The sequence below is a fragment of the Kitasatospora sp. MY 5-36 genome (genome assembly GCF_001182915.1).
Classification (GTDB): domain Bacteria; phylum Actinomycetota; class Actinomycetes; order Streptomycetales; family Streptomycetaceae; genus Kitasatospora.
On record NZ_LFVW01000249.1, the window covers coordinates 1 to 15,815 of the forward strand.

Annotated in this window: 14 protein-coding genes and 2 pseudogenes; 11 read left to right on the forward strand and 5 right to left on the reverse strand. The window is 75.1% G+C overall.

Translation table 11 applies throughout. The features are described from left to right. Positions 1-57 precede the first annotated feature (57 nt). On the forward strand, positions 58-516 hold the full coding sequence (locus tag AE652_RS17900) for a nitroreductase/quinone reductase family protein (RefSeq protein WP_082345804.1): 459 nt from the start codon (positions 58-60) through the stop codon (positions 514-516). An 89-nt stretch (positions 517-605) separates the two neighbouring features. Here AE652_RS17900 and AE652_RS17905 read toward each other — a convergent pair whose 3' ends face one another. Next, positions 606-2,195, reverse strand: a complete 1,590-nt coding sequence (locus AE652_RS17905; protein WP_369808305.1) for an MFS transporter — start codon at positions 2,193-2,195, stop codon at positions 606-608. 233 nt (positions 2,196-2,428) lie between these two features. Here AE652_RS17905 and AE652_RS17910 point away from each other — a divergent pair, with 233 nt between their 5' ends. The 7 genes from AE652_RS17910 (at position 2,429) to AE652_RS17940 (ending at position 9,755) form a co-directional block, all read left to right on the forward strand. Beyond that, on the forward strand, positions 2,429-3,115 hold the full coding sequence (locus AE652_RS17910) for a TetR/AcrR family transcriptional regulator (protein ID WP_049652623.1): 687 nt from the start codon (positions 2,429-2,431) through the stop codon (positions 3,113-3,115). A gap of 116 nt (positions 3,116-3,231) precedes the next feature. Further along, a complete protein-coding gene (locus tag AE652_RS17915) occupies positions 3,232-4,560 on the forward strand; it encodes a sensor histidine kinase (protein WP_053112114.1) in 1,329 nt (442 codons plus the stop codon). After that, a complete protein-coding gene (locus AE652_RS17920) occupies positions 4,557-5,231 on the forward strand; it encodes a response regulator transcription factor (protein WP_049652627.1) in 675 nt (224 codons plus the stop codon). Before AE652_RS17915 ends, AE652_RS17920 begins: the two co-directional genes overlap by 4 nt. Positions 5,232-5,384: 153 nt before the next feature. Then, entirely contained in the window at positions 5,385-6,509 is a 1,125-nt protein-coding gene (locus AE652_RS17925; RefSeq protein WP_107086471.1) for an alpha/beta hydrolase, read from the forward strand. A gap of 27 nt (positions 6,510-6,536) precedes the next feature. Beyond that, positions 6,537-7,811, forward strand: coding sequence for an acyltransferase (locus tag AE652_RS17930; RefSeq protein ID WP_049652630.1), 1,275 nt, complete (start codon positions 6,537-6,539; stop codon positions 7,809-7,811). 159 nt (positions 7,812-7,970) lie between these two features. Next, on the forward strand, positions 7,971-8,315 hold the full coding sequence (locus AE652_RS17935) for an MmcQ/YjbR family DNA-binding protein (protein ID WP_049652633.1): 345 nt from the start codon (positions 7,971-7,973) through the stop codon (positions 8,313-8,315). Between the two features lie 225 nt (positions 8,316-8,540). Further along, complete coding sequence (locus tag AE652_RS17940; RefSeq protein WP_234348429.1) at positions 8,541-9,755, forward strand: alpha/beta hydrolase; 1,215 nt, start codon at positions 8,541-8,543, stop codon at positions 9,753-9,755. Here AE652_RS17940 and AE652_RS17945 read toward each other — a convergent pair. Then, positions 9,752-10,744 carry a YafY family protein gene (locus tag AE652_RS17945; protein WP_049652634.1) on the reverse strand — a complete coding sequence of 331 codons (993 nt, stop codon included), beginning with the start codon at positions 10,742-10,744 and terminating at the stop codon, positions 9,752-9,754. The genes AE652_RS17940 and AE652_RS17945 overlap by 4 nt on opposite strands. 111 nt (positions 10,745-10,855) lie before the next feature. On the opposite strand from AE652_RS17945, the gene AE652_RS17950 reads away from it, so the two are divergent. Beyond that, the gene (locus AE652_RS17950) at positions 10,856-11,434 is read left to right on the forward strand and encodes a TIGR03086 family metal-binding protein (protein WP_049652636.1); all 579 of its coding nucleotides are present in this window, start codon (positions 10,856-10,858) and stop codon (positions 11,432-11,434) included. Positions 11,435-11,486: 52 nt separating this feature from the next. Here the strand turns inward: AE652_RS17950 and AE652_RS17955 are convergent, their stop codons facing one another. Together AE652_RS17955 and AE652_RS17960 are read right to left on the reverse strand one after the other, a co-directional pair. Next, entirely contained in the window at positions 11,487-12,500 is a 1,014-nt protein-coding gene (locus tag AE652_RS17955; protein WP_049652638.1) for an aldo/keto reductase, read from the reverse strand. Further along, positions 12,497-13,000, reverse strand: a complete 504-nt coding sequence (locus tag AE652_RS17960) for a MerR family transcriptional regulator (protein WP_107086472.1) — start codon at positions 12,998-13,000, stop codon at positions 12,497-12,499. The genes AE652_RS17955 and AE652_RS17960 overlap by 4 nt, the downstream gene beginning before the upstream one ends. A gap of 132 nt (positions 13,001-13,132) precedes the next feature. On the opposite strand from AE652_RS17960, the pseudogene AE652_RS17965 reads away from it, so the two are divergent. After that, positions 13,133-13,968, forward strand: a pseudogene (locus tag AE652_RS17965) (serine hydrolase domain-containing protein). Here the strand turns inward: AE652_RS17965 and AE652_RS17970 are convergent. Next, the gene (locus AE652_RS17970) at positions 13,965-14,741 is read right to left on the reverse strand and encodes a pirin family protein (RefSeq protein WP_053112115.1); all 777 of its coding nucleotides are present in this window, start codon (positions 14,739-14,741) and stop codon (positions 13,965-13,967) included. The pseudogene AE652_RS17965 and the gene AE652_RS17970 sit on opposite strands and share 4 nt — an antisense overlap. 224 nt (positions 14,742-14,965) lie before the next feature. On the opposite strand from AE652_RS17970, the pseudogene AE652_RS17975 reads away from it, so the two are divergent. Then, positions 14,966-15,815: pseudogene (locus AE652_RS17975) on the forward strand (PucR family transcriptional regulator); the annotation flags it as partial.

Here is a 15,815-nt window from a genome sequence, read left to right on the forward strand (position 1 = left end):
GTGCCCCGGCGCCGCCCCGCAGACGCGAGTTCGACGACAGGCCCTAAGCTCGGCGTCATGACCGACGAGACGAGGCCCGGGCCCTCCGGGCGGCACCCCGAACCCGCCGACGGCGCGGGCGAGTTCAACCGGAACGTGATCGCGGAGTTCCGCACCCGGCAGGGGGCCGTCGGCGGCCCGCTCGCCGACGCGCCGGTCCTCCTGCTCACCGTGGTCGGCGCCCACAGCGGCGAGCCGCGCACCACTCCCCTGGTCTACCTGCCGGACGGCGGGCGGCTGGTGGTCTTCGCCTCCAACGGCGGCAGCGAGCAGGACCCGCTCTGGTACCGCAACCTGGTGGCCCACCCCGAGGTGACCGTCGAGGTCGGCGCCGAGCGCTACCCGGCCCTGGCGGCCCCGGTCGACCCGGCCGAGCACGACGCGCTCTGGGCCCGTCAGATCGCCGCCCAGCCCCAGTTCGCCGGCTACCGCACCACCGCCCGGACCGTCCCGCTGGTGGCCCTCAGCCGCGCCTGACGCACAGGGGCGCCCGCCGCCCGGGCACCCCGACGGCCCCGGACTCCGAGGAGTCCGGGGCCGTGGCGTGCGGCGGGGCCGTGGGGCCGTCAGATGTGCACGGACGGGCCCGCGTCGGTGGTGCCGCGGCGGGTGAGCAGGCCGAGCGCGGCGGCGGCGAGGGCCACCACGGAGGCCACCGCGAAGGCGAGCGACATGCCGCTGACGAAAGACTCGTGGACGGCGCCGGCCATCGCGTCCACCGCCTGCTGCGGGGTGCCGGCCGGGGCCGGCGGGGCGATGCCGAGCTGGGCGGCCTGCTTGAGGCCCTCGCCCGCCGCGCCCTCGACCGGCGGCAGGCCGGCCTTCGCCCAGTTGCCCGGCAGCACGTCGCCGACCTTGGCGGCCATCAGCGCGCCCAGCACCGCGGTGCCAAGGCTGCCGCCGACCTGCATCGCGGCCTGCTGGAGGCCGCCGGCCACGCCGGAGAGCTCCAGCGGGGCGTTGCCGACGATCACCTCGGTGGCGCCCACCATGACGGGGCTGATGCCGAGGCCCATCAGGACGAACCAGAGCGACATCACGCCGTTGCCGGAGCCAGTGTCCAGGGTGGACATGCCGTACATCGCGACGGTGGTGATCAGCATCCCGGCCACGATCGGGATGCGCGGGCCCAGCTTCCCGATCGCCAGGCCGGCCAGCGGCGAGCCGACGATCATCATGCCGGTCATCGGCAGCAGGTGGACGCCGGCGTCGACCGGCTTCATCCCGTGCACGTTCTGCAGGTAGAAGGTCACGAAGAAGATCGCGCCGAAGAACGCGAAGGCCATCAGCGCCATCAGCAGCACGCCCGCCGACAGCGGCACCGAGCGGAACAGGCCGAGCGGCACCAGCGGCTCGCGGGCCTTGCCCTGCCAGAGCGCGAACAGCACCATCAGGACCACCGCGCCGCCCAGGAACAGCAGCGTCCGCCCGTCGCCCCAGCCCCACTCGGGGGCCTTGATGATGCCGAAGACCAGCGCGAACATCCCCACCGAGAGCAGCGCGATGCCGGGCAGGTCGAAGGACTTGGCGGCCTTCTCGGCGCGGACGTCCCGCAGGATCCACAGGCCCAGCGCCAGCGCGATCAGGCCGACCGGGACGTTGATGAAGAACACCGACTCCCAGTTGACGTGCTCGACCAGCAGGCCGCCGACGATCGGGCCGGCCGCGGTGGAGGCGCCGATCACGCCGCCCCAGATGCCGATCGCCATGTTGAGCCGCTCGGCCGGGAAGGCCCCGCGCAGCAGGCCGAGCGCGGCCGGCTGGAGCAGCGCGCCGAACAGGCCCTGGAGCACCCGGAAGGCGATCACGGTCTGGATGTTGCCGGCGAAGCCGATCGCGGCCGAGGTCACGGCGAAGCCCACCGCGCCGACCAGGAAGGTGGCCTTGTGGCCGAAGCGGTCGCCGATCTTGCCGGCGGTGACCAGGAAGACCGCCAGGGCCAGCAGGTAGCCGCTGGTGACCCACTGGATCTCGGCGGGCGCCGCGTGCAGCTTCTCCTGGATCACCGGGTTGGCGATGGCGACGATCGTGCCGTCCAGCGCGACCATCATGACGCCGACCGCGACGGTCAGCAGGGTCAGCCAGGGGTGCCCCTTGAGGCCGCCCCCCGACGGCGGGTTCGGCGGCGGCGGTGCGTCCGCCTCGGAGTTCTTCACGACGGACTGGCTCATCAGGGCCCTCCGGGGGCGTGGCTGGGGTGCAGGACGTGGTCGTGGCGCCCCGGCCCACCCGTCCCCACAGGTGCCCCGGCCCGACGGGCGCCACCTCGGCAGATTATGTCAGCCGCTGACATTCGGCAAACAGTGACTTCTGGCCATAACTGACATTTGTCAGAGCGCTAGGATCGTGCTCCCACCGCCGTACCCAGCCCTCCGGAAGGCCCCTGCTCATGGCCGCTCACACCCCCCGCACCACCGCCGCCCCGGAGGGCCCCGGGCGCACGCCCGGACTGCGCGAGCGCAAGAAGCAGCAGACCCGGTACGCCCTGATCCAGGCCGCCCACGTGCTCTTCCTCCGGCAGGGCTTCGCCCGGACGACCGTCGACGAGATCGCCTCCGCCGTCGACGTCTCCCAGCGCACCTTCTTCCGCTACTTCGCCAACAAGGACGAGGTCGCGCTCGCCGTGATGGCCGTGGCCGAGGACTACTTCATGGAGTGCCTGCGCCACCGCCCGGCCGAGGAGACCCCGCTCCAGGCCCTGCGCGCCTCGATCGTCAAGGCCTGGCACGACCTCGGCAGCGAGGAGGCCGCCGGCCCCGGCTCGATCCACAGCGCCCTCGAACTCATGCGGATGATCGAGGAGACGCCCCCGCTGCTCGCCGCCCACCTGCGGCGGGTCAACGAGCAGGAGCGGCTGGTCGTCCGGGTGCTCGCCGAACGCGAGGGCCTGGACCCGGCCGAGGACCTGCGCCCGGCCGTGCTCGCCGCCGTCTTCGGCGGACTGCTGCGCCTGGCCCACCTCTCCTGGAGCGCCGAGCACGAGCCGGCCGGCCCCGAGGGCATGGTCGCGGTGATCGAGCGTCACTTCGACCAGCTCGGCCCGGCCCTGGCCGGCCACTGGCACGACCGCGCGTAGTACCCGGCCGCGCACCCGCGTCATACCGGGGTATCACCCGGTACCCCGGTAGCACCCGGAAAATCGGGCTCCGGTGCGACGCCCGGCGGGGCCCCGCCCTCCTAGGCTGGCGCGCGATGAAGAACCTCACCGCCGCCGACGTCCGCCCGCACGCCCTGCGCCTGCTGGGCACCTTCCGACACCACCTGACCACCCCGAGCGGCGGCCACACCCCGCTGCTCGGAACGTCGCCCCGGCGCTGGGTGCGCCGGCTGCCGTACGCCGTCGTCCTGATCATGCTGTCCTCGCTGATCCCCGCCGGGATCGCCACCCTGGTCGGCTTCTTCGGCCTGGTGCTCCCGGTGGCCGGCGCGCTCACCGTCGCCCAGACGGTGCCGCTGCTGCTCGCCATCACCCGGCCGCTGGCCGCCTGGTGGATCAGCGCGGGCACCCTGGTCGCCACCGCCACCATCACCGCCCGGTACGACCAGGACGGCGGCACCTGGCCGTGGACCGCGCCGATGATCCTCTCGTACCTCTTCCTGCTGATCGCCCTGGCGCTGCGGGAGAGCCGGGCCACCCTGCTCTCGGTCTGGCTCGCCACCATCGCGCTCACCGCGCTCACCACCACGCTCGGCCTGCCCCGCTCCGGCGACGGCACCACCATGCTGCTGATCGCGCTCAGCGGCGCCGTGCTGCTGCTCGGCTGGGCCGTCCGGGACCGCGCCGAGGCGCGCCGGCTGCTCAGCGAGCAGGAGCAGATCAGCGAGGTCGAACGTGAACGCCGCACCCTGCTGGAGGAACGCGCCCGGATCGCACGGGAGTTGCACGACGTGGTCGCGCACCACATGTCGGTCATCGCGGTGCAGGCCGCCAGCGCGCCGTACCGGATCACCGGGGTGCCGGACGAGGCCGCCGAGGAGTTCACCGCGATAGCCGGCACCGCCCGCGAGTCGCTGGCCGAGATGCGCCGGCTGCTCGGCGTGCTGCGCAGCGAGGAGTCCGGCGGGGAGCGGGCCCCGCAGCCCGGGGTGGGCCAACTCGCCCAGCTGGTCGAGACGGTGGGCCGGGCCGGGGTACCGGCCGAACTGACGGTGGAACCGGGCCTGGTGGACCTGCTGGACCAGGCACCGCAGGCCGTCGGCCTGTCCGCCTACCGGATCGTGCAGGAGGCGCTGGCCAACGTGGTGCGGCACGCCCCCGGCGCGCGGGCCTGGGTGTCGCTGAGCACGGACGGCCCGGCGCTGCTGGTGACGGTGGTCAACGCGCCCCCGCCGCAGCGCACCGAGTCGCTGGAGGCCTCGGTCGAGGGCACCGGGCAGGGGCTGGTCGGAATGCGTGAACGCGTCCGGCTGGTCGATGGCAGGCTGGACACCGGCCCGTTGCCGGACGGCGGCTTCAAGGTGGCCGCCGTCCTGCCCGTCGACCGCCCCGACACCGACACCCCCCAGGAGACCACCGCATGACCATCCGCGTGATCATCGTCGACGACCAGGCCATGGTGCGCGCGGGCTTCGCGGCCCTGCTCAACGCCCAGAGCGACATCGACGTGGTGGGGGACGCGGCGGACGGCGCCCAGGCCCTGGAGGTCAACGGCCGCACCCACCCGGACCTGGTGCTGATGGACGTCCGGATGCCCGTCATGGACGGCCTGGAGGCGGCCCGGCGGCTGCTCGAACCGGCCGTGCCCGGCGCCCACCGGCCCAAGGTGCTGATGCTGACCACCTTCGACGTGGACGACTACGTGTACGAGGCGCTGCGCGCCGGGGCCAGCGGCTTCCTGCTCAAGGACGCCCCGCCGGCCGACCTGATCGCCGCGGTCCGGGTGGTCGCGGCCGGCGAGGCGCTGCTCGCCCCCTCGGTGACCCGCCGGCTGATCGAGGACTTCGCCCGCACCCGCCCGGCCAGGCGCCGCGACCCCAAGGTGCGGCTCAACGGCCTGACCCCGCGCGAGACCGAGGTGCTGGAGCTGATCGCCCGCGGCCTGTCCAACCAGGAGATAGCCGCCGGGCTGGTGCTCGCCGAGCAGACCGTCAAGACCCACATCGGGCGCATCCTCGCCAAGCTCGGCCTGCACAACCGCGCCCAGGCGGTGATCCTGGCCTACGAGTCCGGCCTGGTGACACCGGGTCAGTAACCGGCAGCTGTTCGCCCTCTCCTCTGATACCCGGGTAGCACCCGGGAGTTGGCCCCGCGGTGTGACGTCCGCGGGGCCGTCGCATTCCTACCTTCCTCCTCGTCGGAAGCCGAACCGAGTCGGCGGCCGAACGGACGAGGAAGGAGCAGGGACATGCGCAGGTTTCGAGCCGGGCGGGCGATCGCCGGCGCCGCGGTGGCAGTGGCGATCATGCTCGGCGCGGGCGGCTGGGCCGCCGACACCCAGACCCCGGTCACCGGCCCGCCGCCCGGCAGCGCCGCGTGGACGGCCGACACCTCGCTCGGCCTGCGGCTGCCCGACCCGGCCACCACCGAACCGGCCCGGGTCGCCGCGTTCTTCGCCGGGCTGGACCCGGCCCGGCAGGACGCCCTGACCGCCCGGTACCCGCTGGTGGTCGGCAACCTGGACGGCGCCCCGGTCGCCCTCCGGTACCGGGCCAACGCCCTGGCCCTGACCGCCGAGCGCACCCGCGAACTCGCCCGGGCCACCGACCCCGCCCTCACCCCGCAGGACCACGAGGCCGCCCGCACCCGCGCCGAGCGCTACCGCGCCCTGCTGGACGGCGGCCGGCGGATCCTCGCCTTCGACCCGCGCGGCCGCGGCCAGGTCGCCGAGGTGTACGGCGACCTCGCCACCGCCCGCCGCACCGCCGTGATCGTCCCCGGCTCCGACACCGACCTGCTCCGCTTCGACCGCGCCGGCGACCCGTACGGCACCCCGGCCGGCATGGCCCGGGCGCTCCTGGACGCCACCGGCGGACAGACCGCCGTGATCGCCTGGGCCGGCTACACCACCCCGCTCGGCCTCGGCCTGGACGCCGCCACCGAGGACCTGGCCCGGGCCGGCGCCCCCCGCCTCACCCGGCTGCTCGACGGACTCGCCGCCACCACCCGCCCGCAGGACCCGCCCACCGTGTTCTGCCACAGCTACGGCTCGGTGGTCTGCGGCCTGGCCCGCCCCACCCCCGCACAGGCCTCCGGCGTGGTGGTGCTCGGCTCGCCCGGCATGGGCGTCGGCTCGGCCGCCGACCTCGACCCGGGCGTCCCGCTCTGGGCCACCGCCCGCAACGACTCCGACTGGATCGGCGACGTGCCCAAGGTCCGGCTGTTCGGCCTCGGCCACGGCGCCGACCCGACCGCCCCCGGCTTCGGCGCCCGCCCGCTGCCCGCCGCCGGATCCCACGGCCACACCGGCTACTTCGCCCCCGGCACCGCCTCCCTCGCCGCCTACGCCGCCGTCGCCCTCGGCCGCGCCTGACCCGCCCGCACCGGAAGGAGCACCACCATGGCCGACACCCTCGCCGCCCCGCCCCGTACCCCCCGAGCGCTCGCCGCCGGACCGCTCACCGCCCTGCGCCGCGCCGCCGCGCGGGTCGACGCGAAGACCCCGGCCGACCGCGACCGCGCCCTGGACGGGCTGCGCGCCCTCGCCCTGCTCGCCGTACCGGTCGGCCACTGGATGCTCGGCGGCTTCACCCGCTCCCCCGACGGCGCCCTGCACAACGCCAGCCCGCTCTCCACCCTCGGCTTCTTCGCCCCGCTCAGCTGGGTGCTCCAGATGCTCGGGGTGTTCTTCCTGGTCGGCGGCCACTCCTCGGTCCGCTCGCTGGAGCGGGCCCGGGCCAAGGGCGTCACGTACGGCGGCTGGCTGCGGGCCCGTGCGGTCCGGCTGCTGCGCCCGGTGCTCGGGGTGGCGGCCGTCTGGGCGGCGCTGATCCCGCTGCTGCCCGCGCTCGGCGTCCCCGAGGACACCGTGCGCACCGGCGCCACCCTGGTGGTGCAGCCGCTCTGGTACATCGGGGTCTACCTGGGGCTGACGGCCCTCACCCCGCTCTGCGTGGCCGCCGGGCGCCGGCTGGGCGGCTGGTCGGCGGGCCTGCTGGTGGCCTCGGTCGCCGCCGTCGACCTGCTGCGGTACGGGCCGTGGGCCGGGGCGGTGCCGTCCTGGGTCGCGCTGCTGAACATCCTGCCGGGCTGGCTGTTCGGCTACCAGCTGGGCGTGCTCTGGGCGCAGGGCCGGCTCGGCCGCCCGGCGGCCCGGGTGCTGCTGCTCGGCGGCGGCGCGCTGTTCGCCGCGCTGCTGCTGGTCTTCCACTACCCGGCCAGCATGGTCGGCGTGCCCGGGGCGGAGCGGACCAACTCGCACCCGCCGTCCCTGCTGGTGCTCGCCCTGGCGGCGTTCCAGTGCGGCGCCGCGGTGCTGCTGCGGGAGCGGCTGGGCCGGCTGCTGACCGGCCGTCCGCTGCTCTGGCTGCCGGTCGTGGTGGTCAACCTGTCGGCGATGACGATCTTCTGCTGGCACCAGAGCGCGATGCTCGCGGTGGCGGTGCCCGGCGCGGCCGCCCTGGGCGCCGTCCCGGGGCTGAGCACGGCGCCGGACTCGCTCGGCTGGGTGCTCGCCCGGCTGGCGCTGCTGCCGCTGTTCGGCGCCGTGCTGGTGGCGGTCGGCTGGTTCACCCGCCGGTTCGACGGCCCGTGGACGGCCCTCTCCCGGGGCGGCAAGGCGGTGGCCGGGGCCGCGGCGGCGCTGTTCGCGGCGTACGCGCTGGGCATGGTGTGACGGTCCGCCGGGTGCGGCCTGGCCGAACGGCGGGGCGCACCACCGTCGCTGGGGCGTGGACCGGTCGGTCCGCGCCCCTGCGGCCGTCGCCCACCGCCCCCGGTGCGCCGTGCCGCGCGCCGGGGGCGCACTGTCAGTGCCCTGCCCTACCCTGCCGCCATGGTGACGTTCGACGAGTTCCGCACGATGGCCCTGGCCCTGCCGGAGGCCGCCCAGGAGCCGACCTGGGACATCGAGACGCTGCGGGTGCGCGGCCGGATCTTCGCGATGGGCGCGCCCGACGGGGACCGCGTCACCGTCAAGGCCTCCCCCGAGGACCAGGCCGAACTGCTCGCCGCCGAGCCCGAGGTGTTCTCCTCCGCCCCGTACGTCGGCCGGCACGGCTGGGTGAGCGTCCGGCTGGACCGGGTGGACGGGGACGAGCTGCGCGACCTGGTCACCGAGGCCTGGCGGCGGACGGCGCCGAAGCGCCTGGTCCGCGCGTTCGACGAATCCGGGGTCTGAGCGCGCCCCTTCCCACCGGCCGCACCGGCCTCCGTACGAACCACTGTCCGAACCACTGGGAGACGTCGGACGGACACCCCCGGTTCATGTGAGCCATCCCACAGTTTAGGCGTTCCCGGCATCCCTTCGGGCCCCCTAGGCTTGCGCAGGGAAGTCAGCAGAGCTATCGCACCCTCCGGGCACCACCGCCCGCGAAACGGTGCGGGCCCCAAGGGAGTTGGTGCGGTGCGCATCCGTCGGCGCTGGAAGCGGGTACTGATCGGGGCGTTCGCCGGCTGCGCGGTGCTCGCCGACGCCGGGGCCGTCGCCGCTGCGGCCGCCGTCTCCTCCGAACAGCTGGCGATCTCCACGCCCCCGGCCGGCAGCGCCGCCTGGGTCGAGGACCACTCCTTCGGCCGCTCCCTGCCCGACCCGGCGACCACCACCCCGGCCGCCGCCGCGGCGTTCTTCGCCTCGCTCGCGCCCACCGAGCTGGACCGGCTGATCCAGGACTACCCGCTGGTCGTCGGCAACTACGACGGCGCCCCGCTGGACCTGCGCTACCGCGCCAACCGGATCGCCCTCGCCGCCGAGCACGACCGGGCCCTGGCCCGCGCCGCCGACGGCACGCTGGACTCCGACACCCGCGCGCTGGCCGTCTCCCGCGCCAACGACGTCGAGCACCTGCTCGCCCCCGACCGGCAGATCCTGGCCTTCGACCCGCGCGGCCGCGGCCTGGTCACCGAGGTGTGGGGCGACCTCGCCGACGCCGAGCGGATCTCCGTGCTCGTCCCCGGCTCGGACGCCGACCTCGGCCACCACGACCAGGCGGCCGACCCGCTGCGCTCCCCGGCCGGCATGGCCCGCGCCCTCCACACCGAGGAGCAGCGCCAAGCCCCGTACACCCGGACCGCCGTGATCTCCTGGACCGGCTACGTCACCCCGTCCGGCCTCGGCCCGGACGCGGCCACCTCCCGGCTCGCCGACGTCGCCGCCCCCCGGCTGGAGCGGCTGCTCGCCGGGCTCAAGGAGACCACCCGGCCGGACGCGCCGCCGGCGCTGCTCTGCCACTCGTACGGCTCGGTGGTCTGCGGTACGGCCGCCCCGGACATCCCGCGCGCGGCCGCCTCGCCGTCCGACACCTCCGGCATCACCGACCTGGTGGTCTTCGGCAGCCCGGGCATGGGCGTGCAGAACACCGGCGAGCTGGGCGCGGGCGTGCACCTCTGGGCCACCCGCAACCCCAGCGACTGGATCGGCAACGTGCCGTTCATGGAGGTCGGCGGGCTCGGCCACGGCGCCGACCCGGCCGCGAGCGGCTTCGGCTCCGAGCTGATCTCCTCGGCCCGCGCGGCCGGCCACAACGGCTACCTCACCGAGGGCACCGACAGCCTGCACAACTTCGCGGCGATCTCCCTCGGCCACTACCAGGACGTGGTCCGGGCCAACCCGGGCTCCTAGTCCCCCTGCTCCTGGTACAGCCGCAGGGCCTCCGCCGCCGCCCGGGCCAGTTCGCGCCGGGCGGCCGGCGGGGCCAGTACCTCGACGTCCGCGCCGAAGGCCAGCAGCGACCGGACGGCCGCCGGGGCCGGGAAGGCCATCGCCACCTCGGTCCACTCCTCGGCCGGGACGGCGCCCGGCTCCGGCGGCGGTGCGGTGACCCGGCCGCCGTGGATGCGCAGGAACATGTCCAGCCGTCCGCGCCGGACCCGCACCCGCACCGGCACGTCCTTCGGCAGCCGTTCGACCTGCTCGCGCAGCACCGCCCAGACCTCGCCGAGCCCGACCCCGGTCCGGCGCCGCACCGCCTCCTCGGTGGTGTCGGCGGCCAGCACCCGGTCGGCCCGGAACAACCGCGGCTCGCCGTGCAGATCGGCCACCAGGTACCAGACCGCGGCCTTGCTCACCAGCCCGTACGGGTCGACGGTGTACTCCACCGGCGCGGGCGTGCCGCTGTGCCGGTAGCGCAGCCGCAGCCGCCGGTCGGCGAAGACGGCGTACTGCAGCTCGCCCAGGTCCGGCCCGGCGGCGGGGCCGGCCGCGCCGGGGGTCTGCATCCAGCGGGCCGGGTCGACCAGGATCCGCTCGCGGACCCGCTCGGCGGCCGGCCGGTGCGGGGCCGGCAGCGCCGCCATCACCTTGCGCAGCGCCGAGCCGAGCGCGCCGTCCAGCCCGAGGTCGCTGTGCGCGCCCTGGGCGGAGAGCACGAACAGCGCCCTGGCCTCGTCCGCGGTCAGGCCGGTGACGTCGGTGCGGTAGCCGGGCAGCAGGCCGATGCCGCCGTGCCGCCCGCGTTCGGTGAACACCGGCACACCGGCGGCGGAGAGCGACTCGACGTCGCGGTAGATGGTGCGGACGGACACCTCCAGCCGCTCGGCGAGTTCGGTGGCGGGCACCCGGCCGCGGGTCTGGAGCAGCAGGAGGATCGAGAGCAGGCGGTCGGCCTTCATGGTCCAAGAATCCCAGTAATCCTGACGGCCGTTGTCAGGTTTTACTGGGAGATTGCGTTCCGGGCCCGCAAGGGGCCCGAACGACCACCCGACACCAGGGAGTTGAGCGCCATGACCGCCGTCCAGGACGCCCGCCCGCAGTACCAGGCCGCCCTCGACCAGCTGGAGAAGCTGTTCGCCACCGTCACCCCGGCCGACCTCGACCGGCCCACGCCCTGTACCGAGTTCACCCTGCGCGGGCTGCTGAACCACGTGGTCGGCGGCGTCCACCGGTTCGCGTACATGGGCGAGGGCGGCCACGCCGAGGACACCGTGGCCGCCATCGAGGACCCGTCCGACGAGGGCTGGCCGGCCGCCCTGGGCCGGGCCCGCGCCCGGGTGACCGCCGCCTGGGCGGACGACGCCAAGCTCGGCCGTCCGACCGTCGCCCCCTGGGGCGAGGTGCCCGGCGCGATGGCGGTCGGCGGCTACCTGATGGAGCTGGTGACCCACTCCGGGGACATCGCCCGGAGCCTCGACAACGGCTTCGCCCTGGACGACGACCTGGCGCGGACCGCCCTGGGCATCGCCGAGTTCGTGCTGCCGGCCGAGCGGCGGGTGCCGGGCGTGCCGTTCGCCGCCGTCCGGCCGGTCGCCGAGGACGCCGACGTGCACACCCGGCTGGCCGCCTGGACGGGCCGTACGGTCTGAGCCCGGCGGCCGGCCCGGGGCGTCCGCCGACTCCCCGGGCCGCCGGTGCCCGCTACTCGCGCGCCGCCGAGGTGGAGCTCATGTCCGCGTAGCGGCTCCCCGCCACCCGGCCGGCCACCGGCTCCAGCAGCGCCAGCTCCTCGGCGGTCAGCCGCAGCGTCGCCGCCGCGGTGTTCTCGGCGAGCCGGCTCCGCTTGCGGGTGCCCGGGATCGGCACCACGGCCAGCCCGTGCACCTCGGCCCGCTGGTGCACCCAGGCCAGCGCGACCTGGGCGAGCGTGACGCCGCGGGCCCCGGCGATCTCCCGCAGCGGGTCGAGCAGTTCGCCGTTGGCGGCCGCGTTGTCGCCGGTGAAGCGGGGGTGGTTGCGGCGGTAGTCGTTCGCCGAGAGCTCCGTGGCGTCCTGGAAGGCGCCGGTCAGGAAGCCCCGCCCGAGCGGCGAGTACGGCACGAAGGTGACGCCCAGCTCCGCCGCGGCCGGCACCGCCGTGCTCTCGACGTCGCGGGCGAACACCGACCATTCGGACTGGAGCGCGGCGATCGGGTGGACGGCGTGCGCCTCGCGCAGCTCGGCCCCGGTCACCTCGGACAGGCCGAGGTGGCGCACCTTGCCGGCCTTCACCAGTTCGGCCATGGCGCCGACCGAGTCGGCCAGCGGCACGGCCGGGTCGCGGCGGTGCATGTAGTACAGGTCGATCTCGTTCACGCCGAGGCGGCGCAGCGAGGCGTCCACCGCGGTCCGGATGTACGCCGGGTCGTTGCTGATGCCGCGGACGGCGCCGTCCTCCTCGGAGCGCAGGATGGCGAACTTGGTGGCGAGCACCACCTTGTCCCGGTTGGCCCGGACGAAGGGGCCGATGAGCTCCTCGTTGCGGCCGGAGCCGTACATGTCGGCGGTGTCGAAGAGGGTGACGCCGGTCTCCAGCGCGGCGTCCAGGGTGGCGAGCGCCTCGTCGGCGTCGGTGGGGCCGTAGAACTCGCTCATGCCCATGCAGCCGAGGCCCTGGACGCCCACCAGCGGGCCGCCGGTGCCGAGTTCGACGGTGGGAAGGACGGTCTGAGTCATGCGCTCTGCTCTTCCTCTCCATGGATGTTCTGGCACTTGGCCGGGATGCCGGCGCCGACGGCGCCCTTCCCGGCATAGATGTCGATCTTGTAGTCGAGGACGGCGAGGGTCGCCTGGAGGTCCACGATCCGCTGTCGGACCTCCTCGCGCTGGGCCTCCAGGAGCAGCCGACGCTCCCCGTAGGTCTGCTCGCCCTGGCGGGCCATGTCCACGTACTTGAGCATGTCCGCCACCGACATGCCGGTCAGCCGCAGCCGGCCCAGGAAGGCCAGCCGGTGCAGGTCGGCGTCGGAGTAGCGGCGCTGGCCGCCCGCCGCCCGGTCGACCGGGTCCAGCAGGCCGATCCGCTCGTACCAGCGCAGGGTGTGGGCGGTCAGCCCGCTCGCCGTGGCGACCTCGCTGATGGTGTGCCTCGGGCTCGGGTCCGGATCGCCGACGGGGCGGCTGAAGACCTCGGAGCAGCTGCGCAGGTCGATCTCGATGCGTGCGGGTGCGGCCATCGCTCGTTCCCCCTTGTCCTGTGCGACGGGAACGACGCTACAGAGTTGGAGTGCACTCCAAGCAAGCCCGACATCCGGGTGGGCCCGCCACCACCTTTTCCGAGGATTTTCCCGGCGACTAGAGTCGGGCCCATGGAGAGCTTGCGGATGATCGAGAACTGGCCGGTGCCCCATGCCGCGGTGGCGGTGGTCCGGGCGGCGGACGGCGCGGTGCTGGGCGCGCACGGGCCGCAGCAGCACCTGTTCCCGCTCGCCTCGGTGACCAAGCTGCTCACCTCGTACGCGGCGCTGGTCGCCCTGGAGGAGGGCGTGTTCGAGCTGGACGACCCGGCCGGGCCGCCCGGGTCCACCGTCCGCCACCTGCTCGCGCACACCTCCGGCCTGGGCTTCGACGAGGACCGGGTGTGTTCGCCGAGCCCGGCAACCGCCGGCTCTACTCCAACGCGGGCTTCGACGCGCTGGCCCGGACACTCTCCGAGGCCGCCGGGATCGAGTTCTCCCGCTACGTCGCCGAGGCGGTGTTCGAGCCGCTGGGCATGACGGACACCCTGATCCACACCGCCCACAAGTCCCCGGCCGGCGCCGGCGGCCTGTCCACCGTCGCCGACCTCACCCGGTTCGCCGCCGAGCTGCAGGCCCCCAAGCTGCTGGACCCGTCCACCGTCCGGCAGGCCACCCGCGAGGTCGCCTTCCCCGGCACCAGCGGCGTGCTGCCCGGCTACGGCCACCGCCGCCCGAACGACTGGGGCCTCGGCTTCGAGATCCGCGACGGCAAGAGCCCGCACTGGACCGGCACCGCCAACTCCCCCGGAACCTTCGGCCACTTCGGCCAGTCCGGCACCTTCCTGTGGGTCGACCCGCAGGCCGGCGCGGCCTGCGTCGCGCTCACCGACCGGGACTTCGGACCGTGGGCGGTCGAGGCCTGGCCGGCCTTCTCGGACGCGGTGCTGGCGGAACTGAACAGCTAGCCGTACGAGACCGGCGAGTGCATCTCCCAGAGCAGGAGTTCGGCGCCGGTCTCCCCCGCCGCCGGGTCGGCGAAGGCCTCGCCGGTGATCCGCACGCTGTCGCCCGGGACCATCGAGCGGCCGCCGCCCTTGGGCCCCGGAACGGTCCGGTAGCCCAGCGAGCCGGCCGTCAGGTGCGCGTACCGCCAGGGCGCCTCGGGCAGCGGCGGCAGCGGCTGCCACGGCCCGGCGGTGGCCAGCCAGAGCGCGGCGTCGCGGCGGCGCAGCCGCAGGGCGTCCGTCCCGGCGTCGCGCTCCAGGCCGGAGGCGAGCAGCGTCAACCCGCCGTCCGCCGGTTCCACCTTGCGCAGGCCGTACGCGGGCGGCGCGTCGAACTCGTCCGGCTGGAGCCACATCTGGACGAAGCGGACCGGCCCGGTGGCGCCGCCGACGTTGCGCTCGGTGTGGGTGACGCCGGAGCCGGCGCCGAGGTGCTGCACCATCCCGGGCCGGACCACCCCGCTGTGGCCGTACGAGTCCCGGTGGGCCAGCGCTCCCTCCAGCACCCAGGTGAGGATCTCGGTGTCCCGGTGCTTGTGCTCCTCGAACCCGGCGCCGGGGGCGAGGAGTTCCTCGTTGCACGCGAGCAGCGCGCCGAAGTGGGTGTTCTTCGGGTCGTAGTGGCCCGAGAAGGAGAACGCGTGCCGGGTCTCGACGCCCTCGGCCGGGGCGGAGCGGTAGCGTTCGGCGGTGCGGCGCAGGTCGGCGCGGGGGCGGTCGGCGGCTTCGGTCACGCCCCCACCGTAGTCGCCGGCGCGCGGGGTGTGACTCTTGCCACCGCGCCGCTCCGCCGGGGGGTGTGCACGAGCAGTCACTCGCGTGAGGCAGTCTTGTCCTTGTGCCAGCCGCTTCCGCGAACTCCAAGAGCGAACCCAGCCCCAGCCCCGCACCCGACCCCACCGGGAAGAGCCCGGCCGCCCGGGCGGGCCGTGACCGCCCCGGCCGCGCGGCGCCCCGCCTGACGGCGCAGGAGCGCAGAAACGCCGCCGAGCGCGCCGAGCGCCGGGCCGCGACGCTCAAGCGGCTGGAGAAGTCCTCCGGCAAGCTGGCCACCGCCGCGATCTCGCGGATGGACGACCAGCTCGGCTGGTACCGGCGGATGCCCCCGGAGCACCGGTCCTGGATCGGCCTGGTCGCCCAGGCCGGCATCGCCGCCTTCACCGAGTGGTACCGCCACCCCGACGCCGCCCAGGCGATCTCCACCGACGTCTTCGGCACCGCCCCGCGCGAGCTGACCAGGGCGATCACCCTGCGCCAGACCGTCGAGCTGATCCGCACCACGATCGAGGTGATGGAGGAGGCCATCGAGGAGGTGGCCGCCCCCGGCGACGAGGCGGACATGCGCGAGTCGGTGCTGGTCTACGCCCGGGAGATCGCCTTCGCGACCGCCCAGGTGTACGCCCAGGCCGCCGAGGCGCGCGGCGCCTGGGACGCCCGGCTCGAGGCGCTGGTGGTGAACTCGCTGCTGTCCGGCGACGCCGACGAGGGCGTGCTCTCGCGGGCCGCGGCGCTCGGCTGGGGCCAGCCCAGCCAGGTCCGGGTGGTGATGGGCAGCGCGCCGGACGGCGACAGCGAGCTGGTGGTCGAGGCGATCCGCCGGGCCGCCCGGTACGCCAAGCTGAACGTGCTGACCGGGGTGCTGGGCAAGCGCCTGGTGGTCGTGGTCGGCGGCGAGAAGGAGCCGGTGCACGCGGCCCGCGCGCTGATCGGCCAGTTCGCGCCGGGCCCGGTGGTGGTCGGCCCGACCGTGCCCGACCTGCTCTCCGCGACCCGCTCGGCCGCCGCCGCCGCGGCCGGCCTGCGGGCCT